Origin of the sequence: Chryseobacterium wanjuense (genome assembly GCF_900111495.1) — a bacterium.
GTDB classification, from domain to species: Bacteria; Bacteroidota; Bacteroidia; order Flavobacteriales; family Weeksellaceae; genus Chryseobacterium; species Chryseobacterium wanjuense.
This window is the reverse complement of record NZ_FOIU01000003.1, coordinates 23168-38327: the sequence shown is the minus strand read 5'-3', so window position 1 is coordinate 38327 and position 15160 is coordinate 23168. Positions and strand designations below refer to the sequence as shown.

The following is a 15160-nucleotide window of genomic DNA, read 5'->3' as shown; positions in this document are numbered from 1 at the left end:
TATGAAAAAAATAGTATTAGCATTGGCAATTGCCGCTTTTGGAGCAACAGCAAATGCACAAATTAAAGACAGTCTTCGCAGAGTGGTAAAAATGGAAGGGGCATATAATTTCAGAGATACGGGAGGCTATAAAACAACTGATGGAAAAGAAGTGGCTTTGGGGAAAGTTTTCAGAAGTGATGCCATTGACAAGCTTACTGATAAAGATTTAAAAACCTTTAAGGCTAAAAAAATCGTTACTGTTGTAGATTTCAGAGGGGTTAAAGAAGCCAAAAAAGCACAGGACAGGCTTCCGGAAAATACAAGCTATATTCTTTGTCCGGCAGGTAGTAATAATCTTCCGACTGCTCAGGATATGGCAAAATTACTGAAAGACAAAAACTTCCTTTTTGATATGTATGGCGATGGCGGAATTCCATATTTCGGGGAAAGATACAGATCTTTATTTGTTCAATTATTAACGTTAAAACCCGATGAAGCATTACTTTTTCATTGTACGGGCGGTCGAGACAGAACAGGGATGGCGTCCGCTTTATTTTTGAAAGTTCTGGGGGTTCCACAAGATATGATTGAAAACGATTATGTCGCTTCTAATTTTTATTTAGCCAAAAATCCGACTATGAAAACCATGTATTCCGGACTATCCAAAATGTCGGGAATGACAGAAACAGAAATCAAACAGCAAATGGAACTGAGACCTGAATTAATAAGAAACTTTTTCGCAGCGATTAACAAAAAATATGGAAGTGTAGAAAATTTTTTTCAGGTCGAAATGGGGATCGGACCAAGAGAGATTACAGTTTTGAAAGAGAAATATTTGAAATAGTAAATCGACAGTTTATCCCAAAAAAAATTAGTTAGATTCATAAAATAAGCCGTGCAGAATTTTTTCTCATGACTTATTAGTGTTTATAAGGTAAAAACTATTTTCATCTTACTTTAGACAACGATATAATTAAATGTACCAGATCATGTTTGTATAAAAATGTCAATTCTCCCACTTTAAACAAATAAATTAGATCAACTAGCAAACAAAGGATATTCTATTTTTTGATACATTCAACAGAGCTGAAATAAAAAATTTTGCATTTCCCCATACCTATCTTCATTTGTATGATCATAACCCTACAAAATCCAGTTCAATCCCTTATGTGAAAGAATACTGGCCAAAATATATAATTCTATGGCTGAACATATTAGTCAAAAATGCAAAAAAAATACATTTAGCTGGAGTATACACGAAGATGTTTCGCCCTTGACTAATTGGGGATGTCGCACTGTTATTACTTTGCATACGGAAGATGAGTCAAATCAAACTAATTGCGAAAAATGCAAAAGTTTTTCAAAAATAAAGTTATAAGACGAAACGTCCGGATACTGATGGTGCTCTATTGATTATAATTAATATCTTGTTGCTATTATAGAATAGATATTAGAAGTTCCTTTGTTCAGAATAACAAATTCTACACAATAGATTGCATCAGGGTCATTTTGAATCGACAGCCATATTTCATTACGTTCTAATGTGTTTAATCCATCTGTTGCATGAAAGGCTACATTTTGCCATACATTCCAATTGGCTGCAGTGTATGTTCTATTTTGACTTTGATAAGCAATAGTAGGCGGAGATGCGGTGCTGTGTACAAACTGACCGGAATGATAGTTTACTAAAGTATTTGAAGTAAGTGTCGAAAGAAAACGCATTTCCGGAACTGTATAACTTGCTGGACTGAATCGGAATTCTACAGGACCAATCTGAACAGTTTTGGTTGCATCAGGAGATGTACCTTCATACTTGATTTTTTTTATCAAACTTCCTTGATATTCGTTTATGATAGCTCCTCGAGTCCAGTTGGGAGCAATTGGTGTTCCAACATTTGTATAAAGACCAGCATCCATGGCTGCATTACCATTATGATAAACCGTTAACCCTGTAGCGGGATTAGGGATTGTTGTGCCATCTGTATTAGAGATAAGCGTCATTCTTGGTGGCAGGAAACCTTTATTTCCAGAACTAATTTCTAATGCAGAAGATGCATGTGGATTTGATATGTTTATGCCGACTTGGGCAAAGGCCAAACTTCCAAAGCTTAGCAGCGTCGTAGCCAATAGTGTTCTCATATTTCTTAATTTAAATCGATGCTTTATCTGATAAAAGTATCATATTATTGGGGATTATAAAAGAAAATGCCTTATCGTTTTCAGGAAAAAGATAAGGTAAGATGTGATTGTAAATTATTGAATATTAAACTTTTATAGTTTATTTTTGAGAGATGATTTTATTAGAAAATTTACTTCTTGATATATTACTTTAGGCTTTAGTATTGAATTTATAGTTATTAATTGCTTAGCCGGCGATAGTTGAAAAACTTGTCTATCTCTAACTCACATGGCCGATTCTTTGGCCATGTTTCTGTTTTTAAACATTAAAATTCATTTCGGAACAACTTTTTATCTTTGAAAAAAGGGTTTGTTATAAAATTAAAAAAAAAATCTTTTTAAATCATTGAAAAACATTTATTTATAAGTCTTTTATGGTTGGTCGTTTTCCTGAAAACAGCAAGGTATTGTCTTCCGGATGATGCTCTATTGATCTACTTTTACACCGTTTGTAGATCATTATTGAGATCTTATTCACAGCAAATGACACAAAAATATTCAGCAAAATATTCTTAGCAGATTTATAAATCATATCTAAATTATACAGAATAATGAAAAAAACCAGTTTATTATTATGTTTCCTATGTACTCAATTGTTTTTCTCTCAAATAGGAATTAATACTACAGTTCCGAACCAATCAGCAATGCTGGATATCGTATCAAACAACAAGGGTGTTTTGGTACCTAGAATAGCACTTTCTTCAAGAACTGATGCTGCCACTATTCCTTCCCCTGCCACTGGCCTTATTATATATAATACTACAACAGCAGGAATAGGTGGTGACCAGATTACCCCCGGACTTACCATAAATACAGGAACACCGGCCAATCCAATTTGGGCATCGCTCCAAGTTATCACAAATACACAAGGGCATACAACTGACAAATTAAGATATTTAGGACTTCCTGATATAACAAAAACAACTAGTGTTGGAGGCTTTCTGGAGTTCAGAGTAAGACAATCAGGAATAAGTTATAACTTTGAAATGAGATTACTCAATCCTCCCACTTCTAATATCATCTATCGATATGCCAGAATTGGTTATGGTATAGTACCAACAACAGGCGAGAAGATAAACAATGGTTACGCATCCAATTTTACATTTACTCCAACCAACTATAATGTTTGGCAAGTCGTAGACGCTCCGTTTCTAACAACTGGAACTCTTGGGTTTCATGGAGTTCTTTCCTCTCCTAATAGAGATGCTATGCATGAATTGATTTTAAATTTTACCTACGGTGAATTTGTGAATTGTGTGATCAATACATATTAAAACCTAAGTCAATATTAATAACATTTTTTGAGATTTACCGACAGGCTGCGCTGCTTACCTTGCATACAATCTGAACAAAAGTCCAACAACAAAAGTAAGCCAGCATTTTCAGTTCAGGAAGTTCGCGTGACCCTAATGATGGACTTTCTCTATACTTCAAATATAGTGTACCTAACAGCGGGAACGTACTATAAACGTATTATTATAATAGTTAGAGATAGCATACCAATCGATCTACAATGAATGTAAGGTAGCTGATAATTAATAAATTTATAAATAATTCATATGAAAAAAAAAGTTTCCTTATTCGCTTCTGTTATATTTGTTTGCACCGTTCAGGCTCAAATAGGTATTAATACACCAAACCCCCAAACAGAATTTCATATTGATGGGGCTAAAGATAATCCTGCAACAGGCGCCCCAACAGTAGCACAGCAGACAAATGATGTCGTTGTAACACAACAGGGAAGATTAGGAGTAGGAACAACCGCTCCGACCAATAACTTTGAGGTAAACAGCCGCACAACGGGAGTTTCGGGAGTGAAAATAACACAGTTGCCTTCTGCTACTGTACTTGCAACCGATGCCAGCGGAAATGTTATTTCAGGAACCTCAGAATCCTCCGGAGTGTCTGTAACGAAGCAGCGTCTTATTGCCCCCAATTCTGCAGTTGTACTTACAACAGGATCAGGAAATTACTCTTTCAGATATGCAGGATATAATGCCACAACATTTTTGCAAGGATACTGGCAGATCAAAGTAAATACCGGTGTTGCAAGACAGTTTAATGTCTGGGATACCGAATATGCAGGAGCAGGGGGTGGTAGTACCGTTTGGCAAGATAGAAACGTAACCACATTTACACCAAATGTATGGACAGCTTTAAATGCCGCTAATGTTGTAGGCGGTTCTAATGAATACAATGTATATCATGTTTATGACAGTTCTACAGGTGTAATTATAAGATTTACCTGTACGCTTTCTAATATGGGAAGTACTGCCGCAGGAGTAAGAGAGTCAATGATAGCGGAAGAATTCTAATTTAGACTCTTTATATATCTTTTCTCCTTCATTTTGTTCCCGCAATTCATATCACTTTTACAAAAATGATGAGAAAGAACAGAGAAAAGATTTTATCATTTGTGTTTTGCAAACTCCCATCATCTATATGTTCTCATTGAAAACGATCTGAAACGTTATCGGTTCCGGGAACCGATATCCAAATACTTTAATTAAAGAAGGGAGACATTCTTTATAGCAATTTTCTTTGCTGTAAAGCTGTTTTTGCTTACGCTGCGGTGTAAAATATTGTAGCAAAATCTTCAACGTCATTCTTATTCATTTTAAATTTATGCGTTTATCCAAATATGATAAATTTTAACTTATTGATTAGTAGATGGTTAATTACAATTAAAATAACATTAGCGCAATTGTGTATAGTGCATATTGACGCATTGCGTAAATTTGGACGTTAGCGGTAATTTTAAAAACAGACATTAGTAATAAAAAGTGATGAAATCAATAATAATTTTTATATTCATAATTTTCTTTTCAAATAACTTGGTCTTTTCGCAAACATCTGAAAGAAAATTTGTATCAATTAACAATAAAAAAATGGCATATAAAGTTTTCGGTCTTGAAGACAGAAAAGACAATGAGCCAGTTGTAGTTTTTGAAGCAGGACTTGGTTCTGGCGGCGGCGGTTATGGTGGTTTACTTTCATTCGTTCAAAAAAAATTTGCAGGTATTGTTTATGATAGAAACGGAATTGCAGACTCTGAAATCGATACTTCCCTAAAAACTGATGCAGACGTAATAAAAAGACTTCACGATTTATTAACAAAATTAGAAATTAAGCCGCCTTATTTATTGGTAGGTCATTCCATTGGTGGACCTTTTATTCGATTATATGCCTCAATTTATCCGAATGATGTCTGCGGTTTGTTCTTCATAGATCCAACAGATTTTATGCTAACGCAGGCAGAAGATGATAAAGTAAAATTAAGCACTTTGAGCAAGACGGGGTACAGAGAATTATTTATAAAAAACTACGATTATATACTAAAAGACACCTCAATCTCAAATGGATTTAGATTTGAAGTTGAAAGGGAAAAGAATGAAAGTACACCTGTATTCTTTAAAAGATACACATCTTTATCACCACTCAAAGATATTCCCATAACCGTAATGATTTCTTATAATAAGCATATAGAAGATTATGAAATAGAAATGAATAAAAATTTGAACTTGGGTATCAATCTAATTCCTTGGTGGAAAGAATTAGATTATCTTAGAATTGATCATTATGCGGAAATGATAAAAAATAACCAACACAGTAGATTGATTTTATTGCCACTTTACAGTCACGGAATCCATCAACAAGATCCAAAAATTGTGGCAGAAGCATTAATTGAAACATATGAAAATTGTCTATCTTCAACTAAAAATAAAAAATAGTGTTATTGTATTAGCAATAGTATTATTCAATGGTTGTAAAAAACAAAATGAATACTCAATCCAAAAACAAGAGGTTAAGAAATCTCTTGTTTTCAATGTGCAATTTCAAAAATTTGAAAGGTAATGATATACTTAGATGTACCAAATGCTTAGTTGAATAATAATACGGCAATTAAATAAAAGTGTTTGCTCAAACAATCTTAATCTTCATCTTAATAAGAAACATAATTTTATGCTCAAAAATCTATAATTGCCCAAATTAAGGTAATGCATATTAAAAAGTAACCCGTGCCCAGTTTTACAAAATATGAGGGTATTAGAAATATTTGTTTTAGCAATTCCGGTTGCATTAAAAAAATAATTTGGTACATTAAAGTATATTATTGCCCAAAATTTTTAAGGAGGAGGAGGGAATTGAATTAAGCACTGAAGAGGCAGAGATTATTAGGTCATTTTTAAAGATGCTCTTAAAAAATTGCTAGAAGATGTTATTGATAATGACGAATACCTAGAAATCAAGGTTGATTGCAAAGATCAGATTGATAAGTTAGAGAGCAAACCATCTAAAGTAGAAGATAAGAAGAAAATAGATTTTCCAAAACTACTAGACCAAGCATTGTCGAACCTTGTAAACCTGTCTAAAGTCTATGCTGACGGGGATATTGAGGTAAAACGTAAAATAGTTGGTTCGATGTTCCCCGAAAAATTAGAGTTTTTTGAAAATCATTATCGAACCACCAAGGCTAATGTTCTATTGTCTTATATTTATCAGATTAATAACGAGTTAGGAGCTAAAAAAAACCGGAAAGAAAGTGAATTATCACCTCTTTCCGGTCTTGTACCCATAACCGAAGAAATATCGAAACATTTGGTGGAAGATTTGGAAAGAATTTCTGAAATATTACCTGGAAAATACTCCCAAAAAAAGAAGAATTAGTTAATATATTGAGTATGCTAAAAATGTCTTATTAAAATTTAATTATTTGCAGGGTACTGTCCGTTGAAATATTTTTATTTTTGAATATTTTTCAGGTATAGTATTTCAATTATTTAATTTCCTTAAATCTGAAGGTCTCGATCTGGTAAATTCGCGGAAAGTATCACTAAATGAGCTTACAGAATTATAACCCACGTTATATGCAATTTCATTAATGGACTTATTTGTATTAAGAAGAAGTTCAATGGCCTTAATAATTCTTAAAGTTTTTAAGTATTGGAGAAAAGAAATATCCAAATCTGTTTTAAAAAGACGCGATAGAGAGCGTTCACTCAATCCAAATTTTTTACTTATACTAGCAAGACTGTGTTTTTCTTCTATTGTACATTCAAGATAAGAAACAATATTCCTAGTCATCTTGTTTTTGGTGGCAGGAAGAATAATGGGCAAGGGTTGTTGATGGGTTTTGGGTAGAATTTTTTTTAATGCTACTAAAAATTCAAAATTTTCATCAGTAGATATTACATGTCTCTCATCCCATATTTCAGTATACTTGATCATTTGTATTAAAAGTTCTGTGGCAGGATAAATACCAAGACGACTGAAAAAAGGATCAGACAAATCGTCATGAGCAAAGAAATATAATGATCGTAATACTGTTGCAGAATGACCAATTTGTAAAATATGTTCCAAACCCTGCGGAATCCAGAAGAAATGTCTTGCGGGAACAACATATGTCCGATTATTTATAGTAATATAAGCGATACCTCCTTCAACATAACTAAGTTGTCCTTTGGTATGTCTATGAACCGGGATCAATTTTTCAGATTTTTCATGCATTACAAATACACTTTTATCGTTCTTATCAATATCTGGTAGTGAATTAATTAATCCCATACTAATGTTGTATTTATTGAAAACAAAGATAATGAATTTGGCCGGAATCATGAAAAGAATGACTATTGTCGATAAATTTTTTTTATGTAAAGGATGTAGATTTGCAATACAATGATTCTAAAATTTTCAATGAAAAATTATCTCACTGGATTTCTAATGTTTGGAATAACTTTTTCGACTTGGGCCCAGAGTTCTGTTTGGAATGCAGACACATTAAAACTCTCACTAAAAGACGCTTGGAACAAAGCAGAGGAACACAGTCGCGATATTAAAATAAAACATTTGGAAGTGGGTATTTCTGCTGAAGAAGTAAAAGATCTTAGAGCGGAGCGGCTTCCCGAAGTGCAGATAAAAGGAAGTGCAGAAAAAGCAAGCAATATACCGATTTATGAAAATGGCTTATTTTCAAAACCAAGTCAACATGAAGTAATACATACACTCTACAGAGCAGGTGCTGATTTTTATCTTAATCTCTATAATGGAAATAAACTTAATCTACAAATTAAAGAAGAAAAAATACTTCACGAGATTTCTGAAATTAACAGAGAGCAAACTGTTTCTGATATTCACTACAAGACGGCTGCTTTGTATTTAGACTTACAAAAAATATTAATTTTCAGAAAACTTATAAAAGAGGATATTGAAGACCAAAAAAAACAGCTGAAAGAAATACGTAGCTTATTAAAAAACGGTGTTGTACTAAAGAGTGACGTTTTGAGAATAGAGCTTGAGCTCTCCAGACGTGAAATGGCATTAATTACGATAGAAAATGATATTCTTATTGCTACTCAAAAACTGAATATTATTATGGGAGCTCCTGACGAACAAATTGTAGTTCCAGACGAACCGGCTTACATTTGGAACAATACCACCTCCTACGAAGAATATTTAAAAACGGCCTTAGAACATTCATTTGATTATCACATTTCAGAACACAAAACAGAGCTCAGTAAAATAAAAATAGATCAAATTAAAGCTAATGTAAGACCCAAAATTGGAATGTATGGAGAATTTTATTATGCAAATCCACAAATTTTCTTATTTCCTTACAATCCATATTGGTATTCTTTGGGGGTAATAGGGTTAAGAGCATCTTTCAATTTATCATCTTTTTATCATAATACCCATAAGGTAAGAGCTGCCAAAATAGAGTTTGAAAAAGAAGAAGAAAGTTATAAAAATACCGAAGATAAGGTAAGACAACAAGTAAAAGAAGCTTACCTGAGGTATCAGGAGGCTTTAGAACAGATAAAAGTTGCTGAGGCTAATCAGGCTCATGCGAAAGAAAATGCAAGAATTATTAAAAATACTTACTTTAATCAGACTTCTTTAATTACAGATTTGTTAGATGCAGATGTACAGCTTCTACAGACAAAGTTCGAGCTTGAAGCAGCAAAAATAATGGCACAGAACAAATATTACTTACTACAAAACATTATAGGTATTTTATAAATCATGAAAAAAAAATATACGGTAACTGATAGATTTGTTACTAAAATTACAGGGTGGATTGCAAGTTTAATTCTTTTGGGGCTTATAGTTTGGGGGGGAGGATCCTTAATGGATTATTATAAATATGAGCAAACAAATGATGCACAAATACAAGAGTATGTTAATCCTGTTATTTCTAGGGCTGGAGGCTTTATAGTTGATGTTAAGTTTGAAGAAAATCAAAACGTAAAAAAGGGAGACACAATTTTGGTGATTGATAATAGAGAATATGTTCTTCAACAAGAACAAACGCAAGCATCTCTTGCAAAAGCTGAGGCTCAGCTTGTCGTTTTAGGAAGTACAATTAATACATTGGAAAATGAAGCTTCTTCTTCTCAAGCACAGATTGCTGCAAATAAAGCGAAGGTATGGAAACAAGGATTGGATTATGATAGATATCTGAAACTATATAATGAAGAATCTGCTACTAAACAACAAGTCGAAAAAGTTCAGGCACAACTTGATGTAGATAAAAGTGAATATAGATCATCTCAAGAAAACTACGCTGCATCAGTTTCAAAAATAGAAGATATTCGCGCAGAAAGAAATGTTGTAAAAGCTGAAATTCAAAGGTTGAAATCATTGCTAAATAGACATAAATTAGATGTTACTTATACGTATATTACAGCTCCTTATAATGGCAGAATGGGAAGACGTACAGTTGAAGTGGGTCAAATGATTGATGCAGGAGAAACTCTTGCTTTTATTGTAAATGACGATACAGATAAATGGGTCGTTGCAAACTATAAAGAAACTCAAATTAAAGATATGAGAATAGGTGATGAAGTAAAAATTATCGCAGATGCATATCCTAATAAAGAGTTTAAAGGAACTATTATTTCTCTTTCACCTGCTACGGGTTCTAGTTTCTCGTTACTCCCACCTGATAACTCTACAGGTAATTATGTTAAAATTGTTCAACGTATACCCATAAGAATACGAGTAGATGGTTCGAGGAAAGAAATAGATGTTTTAAAGGTAGGTATGAATGTTAACGTATTCGCGTCTAAAAAGCATAGTTAAATGAAGACAGCAATCCCAATATTTAAATCTTGGATTCCTGACTGGATGGTGAAAATAGTACTTTTCAGTATGACCCTACCTGGAATTGTGATTTTCTTTCTTCCTCTAGCTAACATCAATGCAGCAGCAGGCTATTATGGAAGTGAACCCGCAGATATGCAGTTTGCAGTAGCTCTTTTTTACGCCGGATACGTAGGATTTTATTCTCTGGAAAGAAGGTTCTTTACTTTTCTAGCTGCGAAAGAATATTTTATAATTTTTACTACTCTGCAAATGCTTGCTTGTTTGGTATGTTACATTACAAAAGATGTTTATATATTATTTCCCGTAAGGTTTATACAAGGAATGTTGTTTGCATCCAATGTGAATATCTCTTTATCTTTAATGTTTACAAGGTTGAAAAGTGAACGTGCGAGAGAAATTGGTTTTTCAGTATTTTTTGGAACTTTGCTCTGTGCTTTGCCTTTCAACAATTTGGTTACCGCGGAATTAATAGATTCTTACAACTTTAACATCGTTTTTAAGTCTGCAATATTCTCCTTCTTTCCGGGTTTACTGTTTATAATAACAGGAATGAATTCTTTTCGGTTACACGTTAAATTTCCTTTATACAAATTGGATTGGCAAAGCTTTGTAATGTACAGTGCTATTCTGTCACTTATAGGTTATATTACCATATTTGGACAAGAGTACTATTGGCTTGATGATGTCAGGATTTCCGGTAGTGTATTAGCTATAATAATTCTGTTAATTATTTCTATATTTCGTCAGAAATCATTGAAGCGACCCTATATCAATTTACGTATTTTTTCTTATCGAAATTGTAAAGTAGGTTTAGTTGTGCTTTTTGTTATGTATATCTGTCGGTTTGCGTCAGGTATTACCAATAGCTATTTCACGGGAGTATTGAAGTTTGATCCTTTTTACCTCTCTTACATGAATGTTTTTAATATTTTAGGGATAATAGCTGGAGTTATTATTTCTGCTGCGATGATTCTGCAGAAAAAAAGAATCAGAAATATTTGGTTATTAGGATTTTGTTTATTGTTTGTTTTCCACGTAAGGATGTATTATCTTTTTGATATACAAGCTGATGAATTTAATTATTTTCTACCATTATTTCTTCAGGGAATGGGTGTAGGTTTTATTATGGTACCCACAATTGTTTATATTATTGCCTCTGTACCAGTCTCGTTAGGTCCATCTGCTGCTGCTGCTGCATTAGCTATAAGGTATTTTGGTTATGCTGTAAGTATTGCTATTATAAATTATTTCGAGCTTTTCAGAAAAAGTATGCATTATAATGCTTTTCAGGATCATTTAACAAAAATAGATCCTATGGTAAAAAACTTTTTGCATAAGCAAAATACAAAACTTAGTACCAAAGGTATGCTGGAGGGAATATCTTCTAAAGCTTCTGAGAAATTACTTATTAAAAATCTTACTATGCAAACACAGATCCGTTTTGCTATGGATTATTATGAGATGATGGCTATTTTCTTATTAATCATTATGGTACTTATTGCAATATTCCCGTATGTTAATAGGACTCGTGTATATCTTAGATCCCGAAGACTTTCACCGGCTTAAACTTTTTAATCAATACTTATATTATGAAATTAAAACATATATTAATTATTCTTTTGATATTAAATGGTCTTTTTTCCTGTAATAATGATGACAATACTTTTCATCTGAAAACAGTGAAGCTTCTTGAATATTCAAAGAATTTACCCGAACAAAAGCTGTATATAAAAGCTTTTTCTGATGATTTACCAGAGTCGATTGCGCAAACTGAAGAATATCCAAGTACATTACCATTGCCGGCAACTCTAAAAATGTATCCTTCGCCAAGCATGAACCTATACGGGAAAAATTACCACCTGGAGCTTTGGGGCGGGATTTCAGGATATATTGGAAGGTGTGATATTGATATGGATGACTATAAAATTGTTTTCCCTATTGATATGGAAATTGAAAACGATAGTTTAAGTATTTCGATGCAAGGCACCTGGGACTAAGAATAAAACAAGTATGGAGGAAATAAGAATTTTTAGTGAAACTATATCAGAACTCCTAGACAGTGGGTATCTTTTACAAAATGAACTAACGGAATATTTAAATTTAATACAAAATATTAAAACAGAAGGTTCTGAAATTCCAGCTTCTGGGTTCAAAGTTGATAAAATATATAAATGTTATGACGATAATTCTGAAATAATTTATGTTTTTGCAATATCAAATCCAAATAACAATATAAAAGGAATAACTACTTCAATTCGCGTAGATGAAAACATTATTGAATTCTCGGAATTGTTCAAGAAAATTAGAAAAGGAATAGAGAAATTCGGAAATTATGTTTTTGGAATAAATAATAATAAAATATTTTATCACTTATGATTAATTTTCAACAAATTAATTAAAATTAATCATAAGATTACGTAATACAATCTTATGACCGAAAGTGAATAAATTAAGAGTTATTCTATATTTTGAGCCTTTAATAGCTTAAGAAATTTTTAGAATAGCTTTTATTATTTTTTCGGTGGATTACTATGGGCTACTTTTCAAAAAAAATCTAAGATAGTAAACAGGCATATAAGAAGACAGGTTATAGTTTTTATATGAATCAATTTTCTTGTGTTTTTGTTCGTAAAAACGGATTTTCATCTTCCATCAAGTCTTTGACCTTTGAAACAATAGTTTGTAGATATTGTAAACAAAATTTTGACTTTTCAATCACGATCTTGCATAAAGATCTAGATTCTGCTATTATATCAAAATTCTATTTGCGTATTAATTCTTTTGACTTTTATTTTTTCATTATCAATCGAAACAATGATCAAAATTTCTTTTTCGTTTATGACAAAACACAAATAAATTTGTACACTGAACAATAGTCTTGATTCTTTAAAACAAATTACTGAACAGGTTGTCTGGTAAAGAATTGTAATTTAACAGTTATAAACAATGCGAATATGTTTTATCTTAAAAAAAGTATCTAATTCTTTGTTGATGAGTATGGAATATTGTGATTAAAACAAGTTTTTTTATGTTGAGAAAATACGATTTGTTCAATCTGACAATTACATCAAGTTGTTGAAACATTTTAAACTAAATTAATGTAGTTTATTAAAAAAGAGCACCTATCCAGTTTCATCTTTTTAAATGTATGTCTGAATAGGTGATAAATTAATAACTAAAGCTATAGTTTAAAACACTTTTAATATTAGCTGTGTTTGCTATGATGACTTTTAAGGTATTTGTAATTTAAATGGCCCTTCAAAGTAAGTCTGATAAGAATCAATTAACTTCCCATTTAAATCATATACACCTATAGTAATATTCTGTTTGGAAAGATTCATTTGTGATTCTGGAAAGCTGATGTTGATGGTTCCTTTTGATATTTTATCACGATCTACGACTATTTTACTAGAAGCACTATAATTAATTTCAGCATGTGCCGGTTCGATAACTTTTATAGTAACAATTTTTTTATTATTTGTCTTATTGAGAAATGTGTAATTATACGTATTGATAATTTTTCCTTCTCTTACAAAAAATGTACTACCTGCAGGTTTGATAAACTTCGCTTCCATATCACCTCTACTTGACAGAAGGAATCCAAGGAACCCGATCAGCAATATCAGAATTGCTGCAAAACCTTTCATTCTGCTAGTAAACTTATAAGGAGTCCCGGTCTCAATCTCTCTTTCTGATGCGTATCTGATCAAACCTTTGGGCAAACCTACTTTTTCCATTATTTCGTCACATGCATCTATGCATGCAGTACAATTTACGCATTCCAATTGCTGTCCGTCTCTAATATCGATTCCGGTAGGACAAACTGAAACACATTGATAACAATCGATACAATCACCTTTTCCTGTAACTTTTCTGTCTTCCCCATTTCTCCATTTAGAGCGGTTTTCACCTCTTTTGAAATCATAAAATACATTAATAGTTTCCTTATCAATTAGTACACCTTGTAACCTTCCATATGGACAAACCAGTGTGCAAACCTGCTCTCGAAACCATGCAAATACAAAATAAAAAGTGGCTGTAAAAAGAATCATAACAATAAAGTTGGTGATGTTCTCAAATGGTCCTTCTGAGATAATTTTAAACACTTTTTCGTAACCAACAATATACATAAACATAACGTGAGTGATGATGAGAGAAATGATAATATAAATAGACCACTTTAGAGTCCTTTTCCAAATTTTTTCAGTATTCCACTCCTGGCGTTCAAGTCTCATTTGTTTATTGCGATCACCCTCAATCCAAAACTCTATTTTTCGAAAGACCGATTCCATAAAAATTGTTTGAGGGCATATCCAACCACAAAAAATTCTTCCAAAGGCAATAGTAAAAACAATAATGAAAATAAGAGAAGCAATAGCACCTAGGGTAAGAATAAAAAAATCCTGCGGATAGAAAGGTTGCCCCGCAATAAAATATTCTCCATTAATGACATTTAACAAAAAGAAAGGGTTTCCATTAATTTTAATAAATGGAATGACAAAGTATATAATCAAAAGAGTATAACTTACTAAATCTCTGTAATTAGTGTATTTACCCTTTGGTTTTTTGGGAAAAACCCATTTTCTCTTCCCTGATTGTTCCATTGTTCCTATAGAATCTCTATAGGTCTCAGGGTTTAAAACTTGCCCCTGTCCGCCGCGAACGACTTCTTCATTTATTTCTGACATTTCAGTGTTAGTATATATAAATTGTAATTTTTATTGATCATCACGGAGGGGAGCACGCTCTGCTTCATGATAGAATTTTTTTGGTCTTGTGAAAACATAAAGTATGAGAATAACGAAAAATAATAAAAAAATAATCATGGATAACGTTTGATAAAATCCTGCATAATCAGTATTTGCTAAAATGTCTTTAAAGTTTTGAGGAATCATTT

General features: G+C 32.4%; 14 protein-coding genes. 10 read left to right on the top strand and 4 right to left on the bottom strand.

Annotated features, from left to right (window positions below; all coding sequences use genetic code 11):
• The first annotated feature begins 1 nt into the window (after nt 1).
• Nucleotides 2-826: a tyrosine-protein phosphatase gene (locus BMX24_RS16680; protein ID WP_089794781.1), complete on the top strand. Its 825-nt coding sequence runs from the start codon at nt 2-4 to the stop codon at nt 824-826.
• A gap of 575 nt (nt 827-1401) precedes the next feature.
• On the opposite strand, the gene BMX24_RS16675 is transcribed toward BMX24_RS16680, so the two are convergent.
• Nucleotides 1402-1983 carry a hypothetical protein gene (locus BMX24_RS16675; RefSeq protein ID WP_139176868.1) on the bottom strand — a complete coding sequence of 194 codons (582 nt, stop codon included), beginning with the start codon at nt 1981-1983 and terminating at the stop codon, nt 1402-1404.
• A 728-nt stretch (nt 1984-2711) separates the two neighbouring features.
• On the opposite strand from BMX24_RS16675, the gene BMX24_RS16670 reads away from it, so the two are divergent.
• The 4 genes from BMX24_RS16670 to BMX24_RS16655 all read left to right on the top strand — a co-directional run bounded on the left by BMX24_RS16670 (nt 2712) and on the right by BMX24_RS16655 (nt 6828).
• Nucleotides 2712-3434, top strand: a complete 723-nt coding sequence (locus BMX24_RS16670; RefSeq protein ID WP_089794777.1) for a hypothetical protein — start codon at nt 2712-2714, stop codon at nt 3432-3434.
• A gap of 285 nt (nt 3435-3719) precedes the next feature.
• Entirely contained in the window at nt 3720-4475 is a 756-nt protein-coding gene (locus tag BMX24_RS16665) for a hypothetical protein (protein WP_089794774.1), read from the top strand.
• 471 nt (nt 4476-4946) lie between these two features.
• Entirely contained in the window at nt 4947-5891 is a 945-nt protein-coding gene (locus BMX24_RS16660; protein ID WP_089794772.1) for an alpha/beta fold hydrolase, read from the top strand.
• A gap of 475 nt (nt 5892-6366) precedes the next feature.
• Nucleotides 6367-6828: a hypothetical protein gene (locus BMX24_RS16655; protein ID WP_089794770.1), complete on the top strand. Its 462-nt coding sequence runs from the start codon at nt 6367-6369 to the stop codon at nt 6826-6828.
• A gap of 105 nt (nt 6829-6933) precedes the next feature.
• On the opposite strand, the gene BMX24_RS16650 is transcribed toward BMX24_RS16655, so the two are convergent.
• The gene (locus BMX24_RS16650) at nt 6934-7725 is read right to left on the bottom strand and encodes an AraC family transcriptional regulator (RefSeq protein ID WP_062676471.1); all 792 of its coding nucleotides are present in this window, start codon (nt 7723-7725) and stop codon (nt 6934-6936) included.
• Nucleotides 7726-7854: 129 nt separating this feature from the next.
• Between BMX24_RS16650 and BMX24_RS16645 the strand changes: the two genes are divergently transcribed.
• From BMX24_RS16645 to BMX24_RS16625, 5 genes are read left to right on the top strand one after another with little or no spacing between them, the layout of a single operon-like run.
• Nucleotides 7855-9177 carry a TolC family protein gene (locus tag BMX24_RS16645; RefSeq protein ID WP_062676342.1) on the top strand — a complete coding sequence of 441 codons (1323 nt, stop codon included), beginning with the start codon at nt 7855-7857 and terminating at the stop codon, nt 9175-9177.
• A gap of 3 nt (nt 9178-9180) precedes the next feature.
• Nucleotides 9181-10239 (top strand): HlyD family secretion protein, encoded by a 1059-nt coding sequence (locus tag BMX24_RS16640; RefSeq protein ID WP_062676341.1) that lies wholly within the window; start codon nt 9181-9183, stop codon nt 10237-10239.
• On the top strand, nt 10240-11829 hold the full coding sequence (locus tag BMX24_RS16635) for an efflux MFS transporter permease (protein WP_062676340.1): 1590 nt from the start codon (nt 10240-10242) through the stop codon (nt 11827-11829).
• 23 nt (nt 11830-11852) lie between these two features.
• Nucleotides 11853-12260 (top strand): hypothetical protein, encoded by a 408-nt coding sequence (locus BMX24_RS16630; protein WP_062676339.1) that lies wholly within the window; start codon nt 11853-11855, stop codon nt 12258-12260.
• A 13-nt stretch (nt 12261-12273) separates the two neighbouring features.
• The gene (locus BMX24_RS16625) at nt 12274-12639 is read left to right on the top strand and encodes a hypothetical protein (protein WP_062676338.1); all 366 of its coding nucleotides are present in this window, start codon (nt 12274-12276) and stop codon (nt 12637-12639) included.
• Nucleotides 12640-13493: 854 nt separating this feature from the next.
• Here the strand turns inward: BMX24_RS16625 and ccoG are convergent.
• Nucleotides 13494-14951, bottom strand: coding sequence for a cytochrome c oxidase accessory protein CcoG (ccoG, locus tag BMX24_RS16620; RefSeq protein ID WP_062676337.1), 1458 nt, complete (start codon nt 14949-14951; stop codon nt 13494-13496).
• A 30-nt stretch (nt 14952-14981) separates the two neighbouring features.
• Complete coding sequence (locus BMX24_RS16615) at nt 14982-15158, bottom strand: cbb3-type cytochrome c oxidase subunit 3 (protein WP_082798858.1); 177 nt, start codon at nt 15156-15158, stop codon at nt 14982-14984.
• Between the last annotated feature and the right edge of the window lie 2 nt (nt 15159-15160).